General features: G+C 63.5%; 18 protein-coding genes and 1 tRNA gene. 9 read left to right on the top strand and 10 right to left on the bottom strand.

From position 1 onward, the window contains the following. The first annotated feature begins 187 nt into the window (after positions 1-187). Both ABIC50_RS31395 and ABIC50_RS31390 read left to right on the top strand, forming a co-directional pair. On the top strand, positions 188-481 hold the full coding sequence (locus ABIC50_RS31395) for an H-NS histone family protein (RefSeq protein WP_011655705.1): 294 nt from the start codon (positions 188-190) through the stop codon (positions 479-481). A gap of 238 nt (positions 482-719) precedes the next feature. Continuing rightward, on the top strand, positions 720-1,877 hold the full coding sequence (locus tag ABIC50_RS31390) for a cation diffusion facilitator family transporter (protein WP_041489740.1): 1,158 nt from the start codon (positions 720-722) through the stop codon (positions 1,875-1,877). Positions 1,878-1,904: 27 nt separating this feature from the next. Here ABIC50_RS31390 and ABIC50_RS31385 read toward each other — a convergent pair whose 3' ends face one another. The 3 genes from ABIC50_RS31385 to ABIC50_RS31375 form a co-directional block, all read right to left on the bottom strand. Beyond that, a complete protein-coding gene (locus ABIC50_RS31385; RefSeq protein WP_006477376.1) occupies positions 1,905-2,375 on the bottom strand; it encodes an Lrp/AsnC family transcriptional regulator in 471 nt (156 codons plus the stop codon). A 79-nt stretch (positions 2,376-2,454) separates the two neighbouring features. Continuing rightward, positions 2,455-3,114, bottom strand: a complete 660-nt coding sequence (locus tag ABIC50_RS31380; RefSeq protein WP_011655707.1) for a 3'-5' exonuclease family protein — start codon at positions 3,112-3,114, stop codon at positions 2,455-2,457. Further along, complete coding sequence (locus tag ABIC50_RS31375; RefSeq protein WP_354168660.1) at positions 3,111-3,755, bottom strand: MBL fold metallo-hydrolase; 645 nt, start codon at positions 3,753-3,755, stop codon at positions 3,111-3,113. The genes ABIC50_RS31380 and ABIC50_RS31375 overlap by 4 nt, the downstream gene beginning before the upstream one ends. Positions 3,756-4,413: 658 nt before the next feature. Between ABIC50_RS31375 and ABIC50_RS31370 the strand changes: the two genes are divergently transcribed. Beyond that, positions 4,414-5,025 carry a septal ring lytic transglycosylase RlpA family protein gene (locus tag ABIC50_RS31370; RefSeq protein ID WP_105832027.1) on the top strand — a complete coding sequence of 204 codons (612 nt, stop codon included), beginning with the start codon at positions 4,414-4,416 and terminating at the stop codon, positions 5,023-5,025. A 96-nt stretch (positions 5,026-5,121) separates the two neighbouring features. Here the strand turns inward: ABIC50_RS31370 and rsmI are convergent, their stop codons facing one another. Continuing rightward, the gene (gene rsmI, locus ABIC50_RS31365; RefSeq protein WP_354168658.1) at positions 5,122-6,012 is read right to left on the bottom strand and encodes a 16S rRNA (cytidine(1402)-2'-O)-methyltransferase; all 891 of its coding nucleotides are present in this window, start codon (positions 6,010-6,012) and stop codon (positions 5,122-5,124) included. A gap of 46 nt (positions 6,013-6,058) precedes the next feature. Between rsmI and ABIC50_RS31360 the strand changes: the two genes are divergently transcribed. From ABIC50_RS31360 to ABIC50_RS31340, 5 genes are all read left to right on the top strand, one after another. Next, on the top strand, positions 6,059-6,487 hold the full coding sequence (locus ABIC50_RS31360) for a YraN family protein (RefSeq protein WP_011655711.1): 429 nt from the start codon (positions 6,059-6,061) through the stop codon (positions 6,485-6,487). Positions 6,488-6,613: 126 nt separating this feature from the next. Then, on the top strand, positions 6,614-7,198 hold the full coding sequence (locus tag ABIC50_RS31355) for an SIS domain-containing protein (protein WP_105832030.1): 585 nt from the start codon (positions 6,614-6,616) through the stop codon (positions 7,196-7,198). 17 nt (positions 7,199-7,215) lie between these two features. After that, a complete protein-coding gene (locus tag ABIC50_RS31350) occupies positions 7,216-8,013 on the top strand; it encodes a BON domain-containing protein (RefSeq protein ID WP_105832061.1) in 798 nt (265 codons plus the stop codon). Continuing rightward, on the top strand, positions 8,010-8,369 hold the full coding sequence (locus tag ABIC50_RS31345; protein ID WP_354168656.1) for a c-type cytochrome: 360 nt from the start codon (positions 8,010-8,012) through the stop codon (positions 8,367-8,369). The genes ABIC50_RS31350 and ABIC50_RS31345 overlap by 4 nt, the downstream gene beginning before the upstream one ends. A gap of 66 nt (positions 8,370-8,435) precedes the next feature. Further along, positions 8,436-8,511 (top strand) — tRNA-Ala (locus ABIC50_RS31340). Positions 8,512-9,417: 906 nt separating this feature from the next. Here the strand turns inward: ABIC50_RS31340 and ABIC50_RS31335 are convergent. The 4 genes from ABIC50_RS31335 to ABIC50_RS31320 all read right to left on the bottom strand — a co-directional run bounded on the left by ABIC50_RS31335 (position 9,418) and on the right by ABIC50_RS31320 (position 17,495). After that, positions 9,418-9,681, bottom strand: a complete 264-nt coding sequence (locus ABIC50_RS31335; RefSeq protein WP_085503416.1) for a PAAR domain-containing protein — start codon at positions 9,679-9,681, stop codon at positions 9,418-9,420. A 67-nt stretch (positions 9,682-9,748) separates the two neighbouring features. Further along, positions 9,749-10,012, bottom strand: a complete 264-nt coding sequence (locus ABIC50_RS31330) for a hypothetical protein (RefSeq protein ID WP_354168655.1) — start codon at positions 10,010-10,012, stop codon at positions 9,749-9,751. A 17-nt stretch (positions 10,013-10,029) separates the two neighbouring features. Then, positions 10,030-15,999: a type VI secretion system tip protein TssI/VgrG gene (gene tssI / locus ABIC50_RS31325; protein WP_354168653.1), complete on the bottom strand. Its 5,970-nt coding sequence runs from the start codon at positions 15,997-15,999 to the stop codon at positions 10,030-10,032. Between the two features lie 815 nt (positions 16,000-16,814). Next, the gene (locus ABIC50_RS31320; protein ID WP_354168651.1) at positions 16,815-17,495 is read right to left on the bottom strand and encodes a CGNR zinc finger domain-containing protein; all 681 of its coding nucleotides are present in this window, start codon (positions 17,493-17,495) and stop codon (positions 16,815-16,817) included. Between the two features lie 79 nt (positions 17,496-17,574). Between ABIC50_RS31320 and ABIC50_RS31315 the strand changes: the two genes are divergently transcribed. Next, entirely contained in the window at positions 17,575-18,567 is a 993-nt protein-coding gene (locus ABIC50_RS31315; RefSeq protein WP_354168649.1) for an arginase family protein, read from the top strand. Between the two features lie 48 nt (positions 18,568-18,615). Here the strand turns inward: ABIC50_RS31315 and ABIC50_RS31310 are convergent, their stop codons facing one another. Together ABIC50_RS31310 and ABIC50_RS31305 are read right to left on the bottom strand one after the other, a co-directional pair. Continuing rightward, on the bottom strand, positions 18,616-20,016 hold the full coding sequence (locus ABIC50_RS31310; RefSeq protein ID WP_354168648.1) for an enolase C-terminal domain-like protein: 1,401 nt from the start codon (positions 20,014-20,016) through the stop codon (positions 18,616-18,618). A 67-nt stretch (positions 20,017-20,083) separates the two neighbouring features. Then, positions 20,084-21,424 carry an MFS transporter gene (locus ABIC50_RS31305; RefSeq protein ID WP_354168647.1) on the bottom strand — a complete coding sequence of 447 codons (1,341 nt, stop codon included), beginning with the start codon at positions 21,422-21,424 and terminating at the stop codon, positions 20,084-20,086. Positions 21,425-21,633 lie beyond the last annotated feature (209 nt).

The raw sequence follows: 21,633 nt of genomic DNA, 5'->3' as shown, positions 1-21,633 counted from the left end.
TGAGAAAAGGCCGTTGCCGGTCAAAATGACATGCGTGAATTACAATTGGTCTCGGGATTTCCATGAATCCCGCTTCTATCAAATCTTTTTTGTGCTAATCTCTGCCTTCGAAAATCCGAGGCACAAATATTCCATGAATGGTGAGCTGGCTGAGACCGGCGCCATTGATCATATAGAAAGGGAAACTATGTCTTCTTACAAGGACCTGCTGGCCCAGCGGGAAAAGCTGGAGAAGCAAATCGAAGAAGCGAAGTCGCGCGAATACGCCGAAGTGCTGAATGACGTGAAGCAGAAAATTGCCGACTACGGCTTTTCGCTCGCCGAACTCGGCCTCAACCGCGCGAAGGCAGGCAAGGTTGGTCGCCCGCGCGCAGGCGTGGCCGCGAAGTACCGCGATCCGGAAACGGGCGCGACGTGGTCGGGCCGCGGCAAGCCGCCGCGCTGGATCGCCGGCAAGAACCGCGAACAGTTCACGATTTAAACATCTGTTTAAGTCGTCGCCTCAAAAAGAGCCGCGTGTCCGTCGAGGAGCGCGGCTTTTTGCATTGTGGCATCCGAGTGGTTGCGCGATTGTCATGAAAATGTCAGAAAGCGTGCGTGAATGAAAATGCGACCCGTTCGCATAAGCGGTTGATTTAAATGGAAAATTTCGTGTTACTCGAATGCCGCGCGGGCGCCGTTTGATAGAATTCCATATCTCAACCGATATCTCGTATTTCATGTCCACGTTTTCTGGCGACGCGCAAAGCGCGGATAAGCACACGGTGGCGCGCAAGAGCACCCTCGTCAGTATCGTGCTGAATGTGGTGCTTGCGACGTTTCAGATCGCCGTGGGTGTGGTTGCGCATTCGCAGGCATTGATTGCCGATGGCGTCCATTCGATTTCCGATTTGATCTCGGATTTTGTCGTACTGGTTGCGAATCGCCATAGTGGTGCATCGCCGGATGCCGATCACAATTACGGACACAGCCGCTACGAGACGGTCGCATCGCTGTTCCTCGGCGCGATCCTGATCGCGGTCGGTATCGGCATGCTCTGGCGCGCCGGCAACCGTCTCGTGAACCTCGAGAACATCCCGGCCGTCCATTTTTCGGCACTGATCGTCGCGCTGACCGTGCTCGTGTCGAAAGAGGCGCTGTTCCGCTACATGCTGCGCGAGGCGCGGCGCGTGCGCTCGGCGATGCTCGTCGCGAATGCGTGGCATGCGCGCTCGGACGCCGCATCGTCGCTCGTCGTCGCGATCGGCATCGTCGGCAGCCTCGCCGGCGTGCGGCTGCTCGACCCGATCGCCGCCGCGATCGTCGGCTTCATGGTCGCGCGCATGGGCTGGACGTTCGGCTATGACGCGTTGCAGGACCTGTCGGATCGCGCGCTCGACACGTCCGCGTCGGCCGAGATCCGTGCGCTGCTCGTCGCCACGCCGGGCGTGCGCGACGTGCACGAGTTGCGCACGCGCAAGATGGGCGATGCAGCGCTCGTCGACGCGCACATCCTCGTCGATCCGATGATCTCCGTATCCGAAGGGCACTACATCGCGGAAACCGCGCGTGCGCGCGTGCTGCGCGACCCGCGCGTGCTCGACGCGCTGATCCACGTCGACCCGGAGAACGACGTGGCGCGCCGTCCGGCGCTCGCGTTGCCGCCGCGCGCCGAGATCGCGACGCGGCTCGAGGCCGCACTCGCGCAGCGCGGGCTGCATCCGGCCGCGATCAACCTGCACTACCTGAGTACGGGGCTCGAGATCGACGTGACGCTGGACGCCGGCGCAGGCGACACCGACGCGGCGCTGGCCGGCCGGCTCGATGTCGACACGCTCAAGCGCCAGTTCGGCGCGCGCCGGATCGGATTCACGCGCGGGCTGCCCGCGCAGCCGTGAGCGGCGCGGGCGGCCGCGGGCCGCGCGTTACAGCGGCAACTGCGTGTCGAACTTGATTTCGCGCAGCACGACGCTCGTGCGCACCTGCGACACGGCCGGAATCTTGAAGATCCGTTCGTGCAGGAAGACGTCGTAGGCCTTGATGTCGGGCGCGACGATCTTGAGGATGTAATCGGCTTCGCCCGTCGTGCTGTAGCACTCGGTCACTTCGGGGCAGGTCGCGATTTCGCGCTCGAACTGCTCGACGCCGCCTTCGTTGTGGCGGGTCAGGTGCACGTGCGCAAGCGCGCACACGTGCAGGCCGAGCTTCTCGCGATCGAGCAGCGCGGTGTAGCGCTGGATCACGCCGGACTGTTCCATGTCCTTGATGCGGCGCCAGCACGGTGTGCTCGACAGGCCGACCTGGTCGGAGATTTCCTGTACGGAACGGCGCGCGTCGAGCTGCAACAGGCGAAGGATTTTTTGCGAAAAGGAATCGAGCGTCACCTGCGCCTCCATGCGGCAGCTACAACATGCTCAATGTTAGAGGGCCGGGAAAGGAAAGGCAATCTGGCGGCGTGCCGGTGAGCGGGATTCTCTAATTTGCGCGCGGATCCGTGGGGTTTTGTCCCGCACCCGCCTGTTCCGACCGGTCGGTATCGGATACCGCGAGGCCCGCGAGCGCCGCCTGCTGACGGCGCAGGTCGGCGAGCATGTTGCAGAACAGCGTGCCTTGCTCGATCGCATCGTCGAGCGCGACGTGCGTGTGCGGATGATCGTCGAACCAATGCTTCGGAAAGCGCGGCTTGATCGCCTTGCGGTACGGCAGGCCCGTCATCGCGAACGCGAGCGTCTTGATGTCGAGCGCCGACCACGAGAACGGGCAGCGCCCGGTGAAGCGCATCATGTACCAGAACATGAACGTGAAATCGAAGCCGGCCGGCATCGCGACGAACACCGGCTTGCCCGGCAGCGCCTCGACCCACTCGACGTACGCGACGAGCGCGGCCTCGGGCGCCTGCAGGTCGCGCCGGCACGCGGCCCACGCTTGCGGTTCGGTCTTCCACCACGCTTCCTGCACCGGATGGGCGTGAGCGCCGGGCAGCGTCTCGAGGTTCGCGGAGAACGTCGCGATCAGCTGCTTGTCCTCGGTATAGGCGGCCGATGCGAAGCTCAGCATCGAGTGCGGGCCGGGAATCGGGCCGTCGGCCTCGACGTCGGTGCTGACGTAGATTTCGGGAATGGCGGTCTGGTTCATCCGAACACCTTGTCGGACACGAACGGATTCGTGCGGCGTTCGTCGCCGAAGGTCGACACCGGGCCGTGGCCTGGGACGAACGTGACGTCGTCGCCGAGCGGCCACAGCTTCTCCTTGATCGAGCGCACGAGGTCCGCGTGGTTGCCGCGCGGGAAATCGGTGCGGCCGATCGAGCCGGCGAACAGCACGTCGCCGACGATCGCGACGCGATGCGCGCGGCTGAAGAACACGACGTGGCCGGGCGTGTGGCCCGGGCAGTGATAGACCTCGAGCGTCTCGTCGCCGACCTGCACGGTGTCGCCGTCGTTCAGCCAGTGGTCCGGCTCGAACGTTTCGGCGGCCGGGAAGCCGAAGCGCTGGCTCTGCGTCGGCAGCTGCTCGATCCAGAAGCGCTCGTCTTCCTGAGGCCCGACGATCGGCACGCCGTAGCGCGTCGCGAGCGCCTTCGCGCCTCCGCAGTGATCGATGTGGCCGTGCGTGAGCAGCACCTTCTCGAGCTGCACGTTCTGCCGCGCGATCTCCTCTTCGATCCGTTCGAGATCGCCGCCCGGATCGATGACGGCGGCGCGGCCGGTCTTTTCGCAGACGATCAGCGAGCAGTTCTGCTGGAACGGCGTGACCGGAATGAGCGTGACTTTCATGGAGACACCGGCGGCTAAAAGGAGCGATTGTACCGGTCGCGCGCGCGGCCCGCCGCTCGTGCGGTGCAGCGTCGGACGCGCGCGTGCGGGCAATCCCGGAGCATCCCGATTGTTGCCGCCATAGAGAGAATCAATGGTCCGGGCGGGGGCCTTTTCGAGATGACGTTTTGATTTATGTATAATGCCGCCCATTGCGCGTGAATTTCACGCAATTCGCTGGTGTTTCGGCCCCGTTAAATGAGGGCGTCGGATTCACCGTCAAGCATCGACCGCCGGGGAGTCCGGCGGTGTATCCAGCACCGAGCATTCGGTGCTCACGTCTTGTCCGGCCGGGTGCTGCGCGCCCGTCTGCGGCCTTGCTGCCGCGCCGCCGGATGAGGCCTGTGCCGCCGTTCCTGTGCGTTGGCTGTATGCGACGCGCGCGAACGTGAGAGCCATGTTCGATGGCGGCATGTGGGGTCTGGTCAGGCTGCCGGGGACAGGTTGCGCCAGACGTGAAAACTAATCAGGACGGTTGCGGCAGAGACGAAAGCCGCGCCCATGCTAGCCGCCTGCTCGCATCCGAGCGGGGCGTGCCCGCATTTGCCGTCCGGGCCGTGTATCCGCGTTGTTGAGCAGCGTTGTATCGGTGCGGCCCGAACCACAAGGCGACACGTCGATGAATTTACGTTTTCCGACTCGATTCGGGACCATTGCATTATTTTTCGCGCTGACGGGCTGTGCGGTGCCATCCAGCCAGACGACCAGCAGCATCAACCAGAAGAGCGCGGTCAGCAAGACGGCCGCGGCCGCCAAGGCGGACGACGACAAGCAGCAACTGAGTTTCGATTCCGCGCTGGCATCGATGCCGGCTGCCGACAGCAAGGACGCGAAGAAGTCGTCGCTGGCGGACGCCGAGCCGATCGACGGCAAGGACGTGTCCGACTTCCGCCAGACGGGCCGGGCATCGTGGTATGGCCGGGATTTCCACGGCCGGCGCACCGCGAACGGCGAGCGCTTCAACATGAACGCGCTGACCGCCGCGCACCGCACGCTGCCGCTGTCCTCGTACATCAAGGTGACGAATTCGTCGACCGGCAAGTGGGTCGTCGTGAAGGTCAACGATCGCGGGCCGTACAAGCGCGGCCGCGTGCTCGACCTGTCGTATGCGGCTGCCAGGATGATCGGTCTCGTGCACTCCGGCACGGGTCGCGTGAAGATCGAAGGGCTGTCGCCGCAGGAAGCACGTGAAGCACGCGACGAAATGCTCGCGTCGCTGTCGACGAAGTAACGCGGCGGTTCGTCCGCTGATGCAAAAAGGGCTGCCTTCGGGCAGCCCTTTTGCGTTTTCGCTGGCGTGGCGGCAAGTGCCGCCCGCGCTCGCCTGTCAGTCTTCCTTCGAGCCTTCCTTCAGCGCGAGCGCGCGCGCATACAGCGTGTTGCGCGACGCGCCCGTCAGCGCGGCCGCGAGCTTCGCCGCGCTCTTCACCGGCACTTCTTCCAGCAACAGCTTGAGCAGCGCGTCGTGCGCGGTGTCGTCGGCTTCGCCGCTGTCGGCCGGCGCGCCTTCGACGACCAGCACGAACTCGCCGCGCTGCCGGTTCGCATCGCCGTCGAGCCAGCTCTGTCCTTCGGCCAGGGTGCCCTGGAACAGTTGCTCGTGTAGCTTGGTGAGCTCGCGTGCAATCAGCAGCCGGCGCGCGGGGCCGAACGCGTCGGCGAGGGCGGTGACGGTGTCGGCGATCCGGTGCGGCGCTTCGTAGAACACCAGCGCGTACGGGTGTCGCGCGAGCGCCTGCAGCGCGTTCGCGCGCTGCTTCGCCTTCGGCGGCAGGAAGCCCGCGAACGTGAACGCGCCGGCCCAGTCGCCCGCCACGCTCAGCGCGGTCACGGCCGCGCTCGCGCCCGGCAGCGGAATCACCGGGAAGCCGGCCGCGCGCACGGCGTCGACGAGCCGCGCGCCCGGGTCCGAAATGCCGGGCGTGCCGGCGTCCGACACGTACGCGACCCGTTCGCCGGCACGCAGCAGTTCGATCATGCGCAGCGCCGCTTCGCGTTCGTTGTGCTCGTGCACGGCGACGAGCGGTTTCGAGATTCCGTAGCGGGCCAGCAGCTGGCCGGTGTTGCGGGTGTCTTCGGCCGCGATGCGGTCGGCGAGGCCGAGCACGTGCAGCGCGCGCAGCGTGATGTCGGCGGTGTTGCCGATCGGCGTCGCGACCACGTAGAGCGCGGCGTTCGGGTAGTGCTGCGTTTGCGCGAGTTCGAGGAGGGCAGTCATGGCAGGCAATGCGCGCAATCGCGGCGCAAGCGGAACAAGGACGGCATTGTGCCACGCGGCGCCGGCCGCGCCGGCTAGCGGGCGCGGTTTGCCGCACGGCGGCGGCAACTTTTCCGGCGCGGCGGGATCCAGATCGGTGGGCGCGACGTTCGAGCAGCGCGCGCGGCAGTTCCTTGAACGCCGCGGTCTCGCGTTCGTCGCGGCCAACGTGACGATGCGCGGCGGCGAGCTCGATCTCGTGATGCGCACGCCCGACGGCACGCTCGTGTTCGTTGAGGTGCGCGCGCGGCGCAGCACTCGGCACGGCGGCGCGGCCGCGAGCGTCGGCTGGCGCAAGCGGCGTCGTCTGGTCAAGGCCGCGCTTCATTTCTGGGTGCGGCACGGCAAGGGCGCCGCGTGCCGTTTCGACGTCGTCGCGTTCGAGGCCGGCCGGCTCGAGTGGCTGCATGACGCATTTCGTGCCGACGATGTGTAGCCGCGAGCTGTGACGAGATGTAAAGAGTTCTTGCCATACCGCTGGAGACGGTGCCGGAGTGCGGTAAACTCGCCGCACCCATGACGTTGCGTGCTGCGTGCCACGCGCCCAGTTCACCAGGAATCGATGTCAGTCGAACGTATTCAGCAACATTTTCGCGACAGCGCCGCGCTTCACGCCGAAGCGGCCGACGCGCTGTCGCTGCCGATCGCAGCCGCGGTCGACGCGATGTTCGCCGCGCTGGCGAACGGCAACAAGATCGTTGCATGCGGTGACGGCCTGTCGGCCGCCGCCGCGCACTACCTCGCCGTGTCGCTCGTTGGCGGCTTCGAGCGCGAGCGTCCGGGCCTGCCGGCGATCGCGCTGGCCACTGATGCGTCGCAGGGCGGCCTCACTGGCGCAGCCGCTGCCGATCAGCTGTTCGCGCAGCAGGTGCGCGTGCTCGGGCAGACCGGCGACATCCTGCTGGTGCTCGACGCGAGCGGGGCGTCGCCGCGCGTGCTGGCCGCGATCGACGAGGCGCACGAGCGCGAGATGACCGTCGTCGCGCTCACGGGCGGCGACGGCCACGCCGTCGCGGCCGCGCTGTCCGATACCGATATTCCAATCAGCGTGCCCGCCTCGCGTGCGGCGCACGTCCACGAAGTCCATCTGCTGACCATCCACTGCCTGTGCGACGGCATCGACGCGATGCTGCTGGGTGAGGATTGAACGAAGGAGAGCCGTCGATGAATCAAAGCCGCGTCAAACAGACGCTCGTCAGAACCACGTTGCTCGCCGCGCTGACGGCGGGCCTCGCGATGTCGCTGCAGGGCTGCGTGCTCGGCGTGCTGGGTGCGGCGGCCGGCGGCGGCGCGCTGATCGCGACCGATCGCCGTACGCTCGGCGCGCAGACCGAGGATCGCGAGATCCAGGTCAAGTCGCTCACGCAGATCAACAACGGGCTGCCGGACCAGTCGCACGTGAACGTCACGGTGTTCAACCGTCGCGTGCTGCTGACGGGTGAAGTGCCGAACGACGCATCGAAGCAGCGCGCGGAGGAAATCGTGCGCGGCATCAACAACGTGAGCGCGATCGTCAACGAGCTGTCGGTCGAGCCGGCATCGTCGCTGTCGTCGCGCGCGAACGACTCGTACCTCGAAGGGCGCGTGAAGTCCGAGCTGATCGCGACGAAGGGGCTGTCGGCGAACTACTACAAGGTCGTCAGCGAGCGCGGCAACATCTACCTGCTGGGTCTCGTGACGGTCGACGAAGGCAACCGCGGCGCGGCTGCGGCGAGCCAGGTGCCGGGCGTCGAGAAGGTCGTGAAGGTGTTCCAGTACATCAAGCCGCAGGACGCGCAGGCGTTGCAGGCTGCGTCGCCGAGCACTGCGTCCGACGCGCAGGCCGCCGCCGCGCCCGCGGATGCCGCGACGGTCGGTGCGGTGCCCGATGCATCGGTGCAGTCCGCCCCGCTGCAACCGCCCGCGCCGATCTCGAATTCGTCGAGCGTGCATCCGGGCAACCCGAAGGCAACGCCGCAATGAAGTCGATGCAGATCAGAATCAGGCAGTGGTTCGTGCAGGGCGCCGCGGCCGCGGCGCTTGCGGCCGGCGCACTCGGCACCGCGCACGCGGACGTCGGTGATGGCCTGAAGGTCGCGCGCAGCAATGCGTGCATGGGCTGCCACGCGGTGGACCGCAAGCTTGTCGGCCCGTCGTTCAAGGACATCGCCGCCCGCTACAAGTCCGATCCGCAGGCCGTTGCGAAGCTGTCGAAGAAGGTGAAGGACGGCGGCTCCGGCGTCTGGGGCGCGATTCCGATGCCGGGGCACCCGCGCCTGAGCGACGCGGATCTGCGTTCCGTGGTCGATTGGGTGCTGGCCGGCGCGCCGTCGAAGTGACGCGCCGGGGGTGACGCAAGCCCTATTGCCAAGCGCGGAAATGCATGTGTATGATGGTTGTCTGTTGGGGCGGTAGCTCAGCTGGGAGAGCGTCGCGTTCGCAATGCGAAGGTCGGGAGTTCGATCCTCCTCCGCTCCACCAACGGAATCCGAAGGGCTCGGTCGCTGAGACAGGAAGGATAATTTTGCCTTGAGTGCAAAGATATGCTTCTCTGACAAAGTGCGATCTTATGCTTCAACGACAAAGCCGGCCATGTGCCGGCTTTGTCGTTTTGGCGCGACTTCCTAGTGTGCTGGCGGAGTCCACCGTGCGGTGAGGGTGACTGCGGATCGCAAGTTCGGCACAACGATGTAAAGCACTCACATGCAGACCCCTAGCGGCAAGCACCGCCAAAGGAAGGGCATCGCGTCGATCAGTACTCGGATGCCACTAGACAATACGTATTCATGGGGCGCTTCGGGAGACTTGCGTGATGGCGTGTTTGGCGCGGCCTATCGTTTGACGCGATACCGCTTTTGGCGAGAGGAGTTTGCTCCGGGACTGGCTTAGGATTTTTGGAATCCCAAGGGCGTACTTCCAGTGTTGCTATCGTTCAAATACCAGCGCCCAGTGTCCAGTGGGTTGCCCTCGTCATATGACGTGTTGGCGGCTGCGCTAAACCGAGGGCGAGGCGGAAATCATCCGTTGCGACGATTGTTTCTCTTGGCTTGGAAGGCATACCAACCTCCGACAACCGATCGGCAGGCTGCCACCGTTGAGCGATTCATGGGATACCTCGACGAGGATGAAGACTACGATCGTAGATACGATGATTTCGTATCTGTTTTGCTTCCGGAAGCAAGAAATTTGCTAAGAGGAGAGTGAAATAGCTCTCGGTCGTGCCGGCTAGGTTGTTGATCTTTGCGTTTAACCGTAAGGAGAGCAGCTCTGTCATGACAAGCGTATGCACTTGCTCGCCAAGCTACAGCGATCTCAGTTATGAAAGGTGCAGGAAACTAGCGTGCGGTGTCCTCTTTCTACCGTTGATGAACCAAAAAGGGGGACATTTTACTTATCCGCGAGAAACTGCTGCTGACTGGCGATTAGTGATGCGCCACAGGCGGTCTTCATGCCATGCAGGGCGACAGCGCGACCTTCAATCGAATACTGGCTCGATCCCTGAATGATCGGGAATATACCTTTACATTTCGGACAGCTGACCATGTGGCCAACGCCAGCCGCCGGCTGACCACTGAGATCCATGCCTCCGAAGCCATCGAGCACGACACCACCGTGATCCGTCAAGTCGCCCTTACGAATGATGGGTTGCATTTTGCCAACTCAATACGTCATTCTTTGTCAATTGTTACTCGACTGTCGTCGTGATATTTAGAAAATATCATTTCGCATCGCTAAATTTCGGGTCCTTCACTATCTCATCATCTTCACTAGAGTAGTAAAGAAATCCGAGCGCCTTTGTTTCCACAAGAATACCTTCTGACATTTTTCCGCCTCCGACCAACTCTTGATCGATAAGCCAGTCGTCATACCCATCTACACATTGGTGCTTGTCGAAATCACACACGACAAGGCCTGCAACGTCCCCCTCGACGATAACATGATCGCCGATGTGGATATCTAGTCCAGATGAAACGTATTTCACGATGCGCCTCCTCCCTATCAAGGTGAGTTGAGAAATGGCTCAATCGGCACCATGCTTGACGTTAATTGCTCCGGCTTAAGCACATATTTTTGCTTCGCCCAGAAGCAAATGCATTTCGGATATGGCGACTGATTGGCCTGAAATATATTGTGATGCGACCCGTACACGCCATGTTGCATTTCATTATCAGGTATCACGTCGAGCGGCCTGTACCCAAATGTGCCAACTGCGATGATCTTCCCCGACACGGTTTTGCATGGATTGCATTTGTTCGGGCAGTCATCTTTTTCCTTGACCTTTTCTTGCGTACTGTCGGTGGACCTCGTCATGTACCAGATGCCCGCTCCGATCATGACTAGGGCGCCAATTCCTGCACCGATCAGTGTTCCCGGGCCCGGAACGACGCTTCCGATACCGGCCCCCATTGCTATTGTGCCGAGACCATCCGGATCGATCTTGTGTGTCGGAATGCCGTCCGCATAGGCGTAGAAATTTAGCCCTGCACGCAGTCCGATCGGATCCTGATTGATGTATCGACCTATAGCTGGATCGTAGTATCGATGCCGGTTGTAGTACAGCCCGGACTCTCTGTCCCTGAATTGCCCCGGAAACCGAATCGGGTTGTCGATTTCGTCGGCGATCATCGACTTCGTCTGTCCGTAGCCGTCGAAGTCTGCCGCCCACACGACGCGGCGCATCTCGTCGTAGAGTTCTTGCGGAGCGCCAAGGTGGTCGGTAATGTAGAAGTACCTTTTGCCGCGCTCGAGCCGAGCCACAGGCCCGGCATGGTCCGGATGAGCAACATAGGTCACGGACTCATCGTTACGAGGTGTCCGACCTGCACGGACCTCCTGCAGCATCCAGTCGCCGTCCCAGACGAACAGCGTCGTAGACGGCGCTGCGCCGGCGGGTGTATGAACCTTTGCGATACGTCGGCCGAGCGCGTCGTACCGGTATTCGGTGCGGCTGCCGTCGGCCTGTTCGATACTGCTCAATTGATGCCCGTTGTCGTAGCGGTAGCGCGTTTCCACGGATTCAGGCGTGGTTACGGGGGTGACGGCCTCCCTGCGGGCAAGTAACCGGTCGAGCAGCCCCGGATTGTGATCCGACTCGGGAACGTCCTGTATCGGACGCTCTACGCGCCCTGTACGGTTGCCGTGCCCATCGTAGCTGAAATCAAGTTGGGAGCGTGTCAGTCCGGCGACTGTGATGAATCTCTTCAGTCGATCGCCAGGCGCCTCCGGGACGGCGGCCGCCTCGGCCATCGACGTCGCTGTGCTATCGCGTTCAGATCCGTGGTCTAGCCGCGAGAGCAGGTTGCCGGCTGGATCGTACCGATATATTTCACCCGATGGGTGCGGCACGGCTTCGCCGCCTCGCCGGTTCACGCCGGTCAACCGCGCGAGCGGATCGTATTCGAAATGACGCTCGCCTCGCCACGTGTCGGCCAGCCGCGTGATCTGCCCGGCCATGTCGTAATCCCATGTGCGCCACGGACGCGGTTCCGCACGTGGCTGCCCCCGTTCATCGAGGTCCTGCAAGCGCTGAGTTTGAAGGAGCCCGGCGTCGTTGTACGCGAACAGCTGTGCGATAGGGCCTTGAGCCGCATGAATCGTCCGATGCAACGCATCGCGCTCGAAACTCGCCAGCGGTTCGCCGTCGAGCAGTAGTCCGTGGATATGACCACTGCCGTAACGTTGCCACGTCAGCATGCCGACGCCGGGCAACTGCATCCCGCTGCGGTTGTTGGCTGCATCGAACGTGTGCTGGAGTCGCCAAACTCGCCCGTGGTGCGATTGAACCTCGGCCGTGCGCCGTCCGGCAGCATCGTATTCGTACGTGATCTGCGATGGTTCGCTGTCTTTCGGTTCGTGGCGGATCTGCGTCAGCAGGCCACGAGCGTCGTAGCCGAACGTGGTGTGTGTGCCATCCCCGAGTCGTCGCTCGATCGGCCGTCCCAGACTGTCGTACAGCAGCGTCGTGCGCAATTGGCCGTCATTGCCGTGATTGATTTGTGCGATCTGTTCGCCAACGGCGTTGTATTCGACTTGCTGGCGTCGGCCATCGAATCCCGTTTGGGCAATCATGCGACCCTGCGCGTCATACTCGAACGTGCAGCGTTCGCCCTTGGCGTTGATCAGCGCCACGACTCGCCCGAGCGCGTCGTAACTGTAATTGGTGGTGGTGCCATCCGGCGCTTCAACCCGGACGATCTGGCCGTAGGCGTCCCGTGTCACCTGCGTCGTGCGCCCGAGCGGATCGGTATAGGCAATCGCCTGTCCTGCCCGATCGTATGTCGTTTTCCAGACGCCGAGCCCAGCCGGGGCGATCGCCGTCGGCAGTCCGGCAGCATTACCGTAAAATTTGCTCGTCTGCCCGAGTGCGTTCGTCTGGTGGGTTTGCCGCCCGCGCTCGTCGTAACCGTACTGCGTCGTGAAGCCCGAGCAGTCGGTGCGTGCGATCATCTGACCGGCGTCGTTGAATTGTGTTTTCGTCACGTTACCGAGCGCGTCGGTGTGTGCGACAGCCAAGCCATTTTCAAACGTGGTACTAGATGTGTTGCCGAGCGGGTCGATCTCCTTGACCAGATGGCCGTCGGTGTCGTATTCGCGCTGCCAGATATGCCCGGCGGGATCGGTAATTCGCGTCGGCAAGTTCTGGTCGTTGTATTCAATGCGGGTCAGCTGGCCTGCGGCGTCACGGATCGCGATCGGATTCCCGGTTGTGTCGCTGACTGATTGCGTCTTGCGGCCGAGCGCGTCGATGCGCGCCGCGACATTACCCGTCTCATCGAACTCGGTCTGGTCCGCGCTGCCGTCCGAATGAACGATCTGGTCGACTGCCCATAGGCCGTTGTAGCGGTACGTCGTCGTGTTCCCGAGTGCATCCGTCACCTGCGTCATCCGGGCGGTCGGCTGGTACGAGAAGCGTGCCTCGCGCGTCACGACTGGCTGGCCGTCGGCGTCGAGTGTGTACGCGTAGGTTCTGATGCAGCGCGCCTGTGGCGTCTCGCCGTCCCACTCGGCGACGAACGTTGCGCCGGCCGGCGTCTCGTAGCGCGTCAGCAGGTGCGCATGATACGCGTATGTCCAGGTTAGATTGCCGCTGTCGATCGCGTGAACGAGATCGCCGTGATCGTCGTATCGATACGCGGCAAGTTTCTGCGTCGAAGTGCCATGCTCGTCGAGCAGATGGACCTCGATGATGCGGCCTTCACTGTCGTGCTGGCACGAGACCGTATGGCAGTTGTTCTGGATCTGATGCAGGTTGCCGCTCGGCGTATACCTAAACGACAGCGATTGCTTGTCGCGGGTCTCGTAGCGCTCCAACAGCCAACGATCGGATTCGCTCGGATGCGGGCTATACGTCTCGACGATGCCATTCGGAAAGCGTACCGCGTACCTCGTGAGCCCCTCGATACTGTCAAGCCGCTGAAGCGTGTATTTCTCGATCGGATGAAAGTATTCCTGACCCGAGTCGAGCACCGGAAATTGCAGCTGTCGGCCGTCGAAGTCGATATAGACGAGCTTCGGTATATCAGCGATCGTCACGCGACGTACTTCGGTCGCGTACTGAAGCTTCCATGCGATGCCGAAACTGCCGGTTCGCTGATCGGCACTGCGATAGCGCCGATTCCAGCGGATCGGCACTCTTCCTGGCAATGTGAAATCGTCGTGCGTGAGCAACTTCTGGCCGGTTGCAACGTCCACTGGATGCGCGCTGGTGGTCTTCTTGGCGCATTCCGCGCAATCGGCCTCCGTGACGGGCGCGAGACCTTTTGCACTGCCGCCGCTCTGCGTGACCGGTCCCTCGAGATAGATTCCCTTGCCCTTTAGGTGAATACCGGCCGCGTCGATCGTGATCGTGCCGCCCGGACCGACCAGTTGCGCTGTCTTCGCGCCTGAGAGGCTTGCCTGGCCCGAGTCGGTGATTCGGATCTGATTGCTATTCGCACTCTGGACCGGATCGGGGATTTGCGGGCTGAAGCTGGGGGAAATGTCGAGCGGCGTCTCCTGGTCTTTCTTGACCGCATCGCCGACGGCCTTGCCTCGTACCGTTACCTCATAGGTATGTCCCACGTGCGCGGTCCAGTCTTGTACCACGCGATCAACGCGATCCATGCCGACCGTGCTGGCCATCTGCAGTACGACATTGCGTAGATACAGGCCGCCGACGTTGACGTTGTAGGCCAGACCGACGTTGAGCATTTTGCCAAGTCCGACCGATTGCACGGAGGCCAGACCGACGGTCTCAAACTTGACGCCACCAGTCGATAAGGTCCAGTTCTGGCCAATGCTGGCCTTCTCGTCGTTCCCAACCGATTTTTCGCGATCGTTGCCGACCGAGTGCGATTCATCGTTCTCGACTTCGATGCGCTGATCTTTCTCCGCATGCAACCAGACTTCTTCTTGCCCCTTTCGGTCTTCGAAGCGCAGTGCGTTCGCCGTTCCGTTGTCGCCGCCTGTCGTTGAGCGTGTCAGGATGCCGCTCTGGGTCGCGTTGTCCGGCAGCGCCCACGGTGGCATGTTCGCCGCGTTGTAGACAGATGCAATAATTAGGGGGCGATCAGGGTTGCCGTCGGTGAAGGTCACGACGACCTCGTCCCCAATGCGAGGAAGCTGGATCATCCCGAATCCGCTACTGGCCCAGGGTTGCGCGACGCGAACCCAACACGAACTCGCCTGATCCTGCTTGCCGAGCCGATCCCAAGGCAGCTGGATCTTCACGCGACCAAGCCTGTCGGTGTAAATTTCCTCGCCTTTTGGCCCGACCACCACTGCTGTCTGCACGCCATGGATCATGGGTCGCGGACTCGTCAGCAGCGGCCGATACGGAATCTTCTTGCGGATGCAGCGGAATTCGGCCGTATAGATCGCGCTGTCCGGCGCAGTTAGGATTTGCGACTCCGGCTTTGCCTGGTAGTTGTTCGTTCCGTGGTGCCGGATCGACGTCAATAGAAATTGCCGGTCCTCGGGCTTCGCCTGCTCGTGATCGTAGTGCGCGTCGAGCTCGAAGTACCGCTCAAGCTCTAGCCTGCGATAGTGACTCTTGCCGACGAAGGTCTTGCTGTGGGCAGCCAGCGCCTCGGTCCGGAATCGGGCGAGTTGTTCGCCTCGATCGGAATCGGGAAAACCGTGGGCGCCGAGATAGTCGTAGAGCTCATAGTTGTCGACTTCACCCTGATCGACAGCCGTGTCGCGTTCGACGTAGCGCCGCGCACCAGGCGCTTTATAGTCTCCGGTCTTGAGCGCGACGCTGCCCGACGTGAATTTGCGACGCGATACGAATGATGTAACGACCTGGTTGCTTTCTAGGATCTCGTCGGTCGAATAGCGCAGCACCGGACTGTGCCCGGCAACCGGACCGGCGTTGATCGACGAGTCCGTGATGATTAATGTATGGCCGTCCTTCTTGTGTTCGAAATAGAAGAACAGCCCTTCTTCCTGCATCAGGCGCAGCGCGAAAGCGAGATCAGTCTCCTTGTACTGGGTACAGTAGCTGCGATTAACCGTTGGCGCGGACAAACGAAACACGACGTCACCGAATCTCCGGTATCGATGCATCACGTCGTTGAGGATCTCGCCGACCGTCTGTTCCTGAAAAATCCGGATATCCTGACGGCGATCCATGAAGGCGAGCCATGGCCTGGCGACGGCCTCGTAGGTTGCCAGACCGCCATCGGTGCCTGTGTGTATAAAATCGGTGACGTAGCCGTGGAAATAGCGCACGTCCGTGCTGGCAAGCGCGTCGGTCAGCTGCAGGGTGACCGTCACCGGCTTGCCGATCAGTTGCTTGAGCTCGATGTTCGGATCCTGGGACGCGAGCATGAACTTCATTTCAAACAGTTCGCCCAACCCCTCTTCGCAGACGAACTCGGTCAGCACAAGCGCTGAGCGACCGGACAGCGGCGTGTCGATCGTGAACAGCCGATTGTTTTGCAGCGCAAAGAATTGCTTTGCGATCTCTTGAAGGGAAATCGGCGACATAGGCGATGACGTCCTGTCGTTGTTGGTTCTTCTATCGGACCGGGAGGCAGCCTCCTCCCATATATCGGTCCTCTCTCATTAGGCACGCGGCCCAATCGTATGATCGTAGCAAAGTCGTTTTCGATAGGCGCGATTTTTTGGCTATTGTTTCTTATCGATGCCGAACTGGAGGGATGTGCGCCATATTGTTGGAGAAATTGTGGATTAACGTGTCGCTGCGGCTCGCGATGACATCGTCCGATGCGCAATAATCAGTTGCGCCGCTGCAGTGCCTGCTCACGTACCTCGAGCAAAATCGAACGGCGAACCTTATTGGGGCATCTTCAGATGTGTTCATGACTGCGCCTATTGAGGTGATTTTTAACCAGCATTCAACATAAAGAATTAAGTTGACGCGCCAGAATATAGGGGAAATTCTTCTGCCGACGTCGCTGCGTTGCATCACAGGAATCGTCTGCTACAACGCGAAATCAGTGAGGGCGCTGTGTACCGATACCGCGTCCATCAATATGTCGGTCGGTGCCTGATCGATGTCCTAGATTTCATCACTGACGCAGCTTCGACTCACGAGAGCTGCTGCTGTGATGACGGAAAGTTTCATCATCAATGAAATGGACTCCTTTGAGAGTGAGTCCCGAGCGATCAGCGACGGTCGACGATGGCTGTGACGGATGATTTCGCCGTCAGTGCAGAGATATGGTTGAGCCGTCGAAAAAATATCCTTCCTGTCTCACGCAAGACCGAGCCCTTTTTGTTTTCCAGCATCCCGCGCGTAACCCCCGCGCCTCGTGCATCGCTTTCGACGCAGCCCGCTCCTATTCGGCCGCATCGTGCTCGTGCGCCGGCCCCGCCAGCCCGTGCCTCGTCGCGTGGTAGTGCCGTCGCGCCTTCGCGACGTTTCCACAGGTTGCCATGTCGCACCACTTGCGACGCCCGGTCTTCGACCCGTCGATGAACAGCCACGCGCAATTCGGCCCCGCGCACATCCGGAGCCGGCCGCCCGGTATCGCTTCGAGAAGCTTCACTGCATCGAGCGCAATCCGCTCGGCGGGCAGGTGCAGGTCCGCGTCGACGCGCGTATCCGGCGCGTAGCCGAATGCCACTCGTCCGGCCGTCGTGACCAGCCGCTGCCTGCTCACGGCCCGCCGCCACGCGTGCTCGAGCGTGGCGAGATCCGCTGCGGCCGGCGATGCGCGGTGTGCGAGCGCATCGAAGATCCCGAACAACGCTTCACGCAGGCCCTTGGCATCGCGCAGCGCGCGGTCGGCCGCCGCGGGGGCTTCGGCCGCGCGGGCCGCGAGCCGCTTCAGGTCGAGCGCGGGGAGTAAGGTCGCCGACGCCAGCCACGCCAGATACGCGTCGTAATCGGGCAGCCAGTCGCGCGGCGTGTCGTCGCGGCCGGTCACCGTGTTGACGAAGTCGAGGACGGCGTGACCGCCGATGAAATCGCGCGCCACGAACGTGTGCGCTTCCATAACCGGTGAAGTCTTTGACATGGGTTAAATCGATGATAACCTTTGATGGCGTTTTTACGGGTTATCACGCTCGACGACCGCGATTGCGCGAGGAGAAGTCATGACGGAGCCGACCGCTTCATCCGACCTGCAGGCCGAACACTCGTCAACCGGCGTCGTTCGGCCGACCGAACTCATCGCCGCGCCGAGCAGCCTCGGCCTGAAGCCGAACGGCGCCGGCCGCGAGCCCGACACGTGGCGCGGCCCGGACGCGCTACTCGCCACCGGCCTCGCCGCGCGTCTGGGCGCGCGCGTCGCGTGGCTTCCGCATCGTGCCTACGCGTTCGAGCCGCAACCCGGCACCCGCATCCGTAACGGCATGTCGATCCGCGCGTTCTCGCTGGAACTCGCCGCGCACGTCGCCGGTGCGCTCGCGCGGGGCGCCTTTCCGATCGTGCTCGGCGGCGACTGCAGCATCCTGCTCGGGTGCCTGCTGGGCAACCGGCACGCAGGGGGCCGCGGGCTCGTCCACGTCGACGGGCACAGCGACTTCTTCCATCCGGGCAATTACGACACGTCGACGCGGCTCGGCTCCGCGGCCGGGATGGATCTCGCGCTGGCGACCGGCCGGGGCGAGCCGCTGCTGACGTGCTGGCCGGACCTGGACGGTCCGCTTGTCGACGATCGCGACGTATGCCAGGTCGGCGAGCGCGACGCCGAAACCGCCGAGTTCGAGGCTGCCTACGGCGATATCGTTCGAACGGCGATCACACAAACGACGATCCAGCAGTTGCTCGCGCGCGGGCCTGCCGCCGTCGCTGGCGAACTCGTCGACTGGCTGCACAGGCGCGCGCTTCGGCGGGTGTGGTTGCACGTCGATTTCGACGTGCTCGATCAGTCGCAACTTCCTGCCGTGGATTCACCTGGCTCGCCGGGGCTGGACTTCGATGGGCTCGATGCGTTGCTTGGGCCGCTCGTCGCGTCCGGGCGCGTTGCGGGGATCGACTTCACGATCTACGATCCGGGGCTCGATCCGGGGCTGACGCATGCGGACCGGATCGCGCGCAGCGTCGCGCGGAGCGCGGCCGCGCTGCCGGGTGCGCGGAGCCGATAGTGCGGGCCGCCTGACGGAAGACGCCTGACCGCCGACGCGAACGCGTGCCTATCGGCGACGCCCGAAACTCGGCCGCTTCGGATCATACGTCCACCCCGGCACCAGATACCGCATCGCCATCGCATCATCGCGCGCGGTACCACCGACCTCCCGATACAGCGCATGCGCGGCCTCGACCTGCGCCATGTCGAGCTCGATCCCGAGCCCCGGCCGCTCGGGCACGGCCACCTGGCCGCCGACGATCGCGAGCGGTTCGCGCGTGAGCCGCGCGTCGCCTTCCTGCCAGATCCAGTGCGTGTCGATCGCGGTGATCGTGCCGGGCGCCGCCGCGGCCGCGTGCGTGAACATCGCGAGCGACACGTCGAAGTGATTGTTCGAATGTGAACCCCACGTGAGCCCCCAGTCGCGGCACAGCTGCGCGAGCCGCACCGAACCCTGCATCGTCCAGAAGTGCGGATCGGCGAGCGGGATGTCGACCGCCTGCAGCCGCACCGCGTGATCCATCTGCCGCCAGTCGGTCGCGATCATGTTGGTCGCGGTCGGGATGCCGGTCGCCCGCCGAAACTCGGCCATCACCTCGCGGCCCGAGTAGCCGGCTTCCGGCCCGCACGGGTCCTCCGCGTACGCGAGCAGGTGGCCTTGCCCGCGGCACAGCGCGACCGCTTCGTCGAGCGCCCACGCGCCGTTCGGGTCGAGCGTCGCGCGGGCGTCCGGAAAGCGCGCCTTGATCGCCGCGATCGCTTCCATCTCGTCCGCGCCGGCCATCACGCCGCCCTTCAGCTTGAAATCGGCGAAGCCGTAGCGTTCGACCGCGGCCTCGGCCTGCTGCGCGATCGCGGCCGGCGTGAGCGCGGCTTCGTTGCGCAGGCGGAACCACGGATCGGTTGCCTGCGTCTCGTCGCGATACGGCAGGTCGGTGCGGCGACGCTCGCCGATGTAGAACAGGTACGCGAGCATCGGCACTGCGTCGCGCTGCTGGCCTTCGCCGAGCAACGCGGCGACCGGCACGTCGAGATGCTGGCCGAGCAGGTCGAGCAGCGCGGCCTCGATCGCGGTGATCACGTTGTCGAGCCGCAGGTTGATCTCGTGCGGCTGGCGCAGCACGGCCGCCTCGCCGGCCGACGTCACTTCGTGCTGGATCGTGCGTCCGGCGCCCGCCCCCGCGCCGGACAGCGCCGCGCGCACCGCATTGAGCGTCGCCTGGTAACGCCCGATCGACTGGCCGACCACGAGGTCGGTCATTCGTTCGAGCGCATGACGGATACCTTCGCCGCCGGGCACTTCGCCGACGCCCGTGTGGCCGCTGCTGTCGTCGAGGATCACGAGGTTGCGCGTGAAATACGGCGCGTGCGCGCCGCACAGGTTCAGCAGCATGCTGTCGCGGCCGGCGACGGGGATCACCTGCATGCGCGTGACGCGCGGCGTGCCGGCACGGCGGGATTCGGACATCGGTTCGCTCCTGGTTCCGGTGATGCGCGGGCCGCCGGACGCGCCGACGCAGCCCGCGCCGTTCAGTTCAGTTCAGCTCGACGCGGCGAATTTCGCCGACGACGAACAAGTAGCAGATCACGGCGACGAGCGCGTGCGCGACGACATACACGAGCGCGCCGTTGAACGAGCCGCTGCGGTCGACGATATAGCCGATCGCGATCGGCGTCGTGATGCTGGAAAGATTGCCGCAGGTGTTGAGCAGCGCGCCGCTCAGTCCGGCGATCTGGCGCGGCGCGGTGTCGGCGTTGACGGCCCAGCCGAGCGCGCCGAGGCCCTTGCCGAAGAACGACAGCGCCATGAACAGCACGACGAGCACGTGCGAGTTGGTGTAGTTGCAGACGATCATCGACATCGACAGCAGCATGCCGATCACGATCGGCACCTTGCGCGCGACCGACAGCGACCGGCCCTGCTTGAGCAGCCCGTCGGACACGACGCCGCCGAGAATCCCGCCGAGGAACCCGCACACGGCCGGGATCGACGCGACCAGCCCCGCGTTGAGGATCGACATCCCGCGCGCCTGCACGAGATAGACGGGAAACCACGTGATGAAGAAGTAGGTGAGCGCGTTGATGCAGTACTGCGCGACGTACACGCCGACGAGCATCCGGTTCCTCAGCAGCGCCTTCACGTGACGCATCGACGGGCCGCCGTCGCGCGCGCCGGTCGCCTGGTCGATGTTGACGAGCGCGCCGCCTTCGGCGAGGTAGTCGAGTTCCGCATCGTTGACGCTCGGGTGCGCCTTCGGGTCGTACATCGTGCGATTCCACACCAGCACGAATGCGAAGCCGAGCACGCCCATCACCGCGAACACCGACTGCCAGCCGAACGCGTGCACGAGCCAGCCCATCAGCGGCGCGAACACGACGGTCGCCGCGTATTGCGCGGCGTTGAAGATCGCCGATGCGGTGCCGCGTTCGGCGGCCGGGAACCAGGTGGACACGATCCGGCTGTTGGCCGGGAACGACGGCGCCTCGGCCGCACCGACCAGGAAGCGCAACCCGAACAGCAGCGCGAACGCGGCCGCACCGCTGAAGAAGCCGATGCCACCCTGCAGCAGCGTGAACAGCGACCAGAAGAAGATGCTGAACGCATAGACGATGCGCGAGCCGAAACGATCGAGCAGCCAACCGCCCGGCAGTTGCGCGATCACGTACGACCAGCCGAACGCTGAGAAGATGAAGCCCATCTGCACGTGGCTCAGGTGCATCGCGCGGGCGAGCGCCGGGCCGGCGATCGCGATCGCCGCGCGATCCGCATAGTTGATCGTCGTGACCGCGAACAGCACGGTCAGCACGAGCCAGCGCACGCGGGTGCGCCGGGCCGTTGCCGACACGGATGCCGGCAATGCGTGAAGCGGATTCATGACTGTCTCCTCCGAAGGGCGGAAGGTGCCGTCGTGCGGCGGCGCGTCGGGTGCGCGCGTTTTTTCGTGGTGGTATTGCCGGCCGGAGACCGGATGTCGATGCCCCGGCAGTCGGGGCGTCCGGGTCATTCTGTCATGGCGAATATTGCGGTTTCATGCCAATTGCTGACTTGATCGATTCAGGAATTGAATCGATCGGTCGTACGTCG

It is taken from the genome of Burkholderia sp. 567, from assembly GCF_040545115.1.
GTDB classification, from domain to species: domain Bacteria; phylum Pseudomonadota; class Gammaproteobacteria; order Burkholderiales; family Burkholderiaceae; genus Burkholderia; species Burkholderia ambifaria.
Note: the sequence above shows the minus strand (reverse complement) of the source record. Positions and strands in the feature narration are given on the sequence as shown.

Bases quoted from the DNA above. Each gene is read 5' to 3' on its own strand.
- ABIC50_RS31355 (WP_105832030.1), top strand. From the start codon at position 6,614: ATGTCAGTCGAACGTATTCAGCAACATTTTCGCGACAGCGCCGCGCTT.
- ABIC50_RS31370 (WP_105832027.1), top strand. From the start codon at position 4,414: ATGAATTTACGTTTTCCGACTCGATTCGGGACCATTGCATTATTTTTC.
- ABIC50_RS31320 (WP_354168651.1), bottom strand. From the start codon at position 17,495: ATGTCAAAGACTTCACCGGTTATGGAAGCGCACACGTTCGTGGCGCGC.
- ABIC50_RS31335 (WP_085503416.1), bottom strand. From the start codon at position 9,681: ATGCAACCCATCATTCGTAAGGGCGACTTGACGGATCACGGTGGTGTC.
- ABIC50_RS31385 (WP_006477376.1), bottom strand. From the start codon at position 2,375: ATGGAGGCGCAGGTGACGCTCGATTCCTTTTCGCAAAAAATCCTTCGC.
- ABIC50_RS31350 (WP_105832061.1), top strand. From the start codon at position 7,216: ATGAATCAAAGCCGCGTCAAACAGACGCTCGTCAGAACCACGTTGCTC.
- ABIC50_RS31315 (WP_354168649.1), top strand. From the start codon at position 17,575: ATGACGGAGCCGACCGCTTCATCCGACCTGCAGGCCGAACACTCGTCA.
- ABIC50_RS31375 (WP_354168660.1), bottom strand. From the start codon at position 3,755: ATGAAAGTCACGCTCATTCCGGTCACGCCGTTCCAGCAGAACTGCTCG.
- rsmI (WP_354168658.1), bottom strand. From the start codon at position 6,012: ATGACTGCCCTCCTCGAACTCGCGCAAACGCAGCACTACCCGAACGCC.
- ABIC50_RS31395 (WP_011655705.1), top strand. From the start codon at position 188: ATGTCTTCTTACAAGGACCTGCTGGCCCAGCGGGAAAAGCTGGAGAAG.
- ABIC50_RS31345 (WP_354168656.1), top strand. From the start codon at position 8,010: ATGAAGTCGATGCAGATCAGAATCAGGCAGTGGTTCGTGCAGGGCGCC.
- tssI (WP_354168653.1), bottom strand. From the start codon at position 15,999: ATGTCGCCGATTTCCCTTCAAGAGATCGCAAAGCAATTCTTTGCGCTG.
- ABIC50_RS31390 (WP_041489740.1), top strand. From the start codon at position 720: ATGTCCACGTTTTCTGGCGACGCGCAAAGCGCGGATAAGCACACGGTG.
- ABIC50_RS31380 (WP_011655707.1), bottom strand. From the start codon at position 3,114: ATGAACCAGACCGCCATTCCCGAAATCTACGTCAGCACCGACGTCGAG.
- ABIC50_RS31310 (WP_354168648.1), bottom strand. From the start codon at position 20,016: ATGTCCGAATCCCGCCGTGCCGGCACGCCGCGCGTCACGCGCATGCAG.
- ABIC50_RS31305 (WP_354168647.1), bottom strand. From the start codon at position 21,424: ATGAATCCGCTTCACGCATTGCCGGCATCCGTGTCGGCAACGGCCCGG.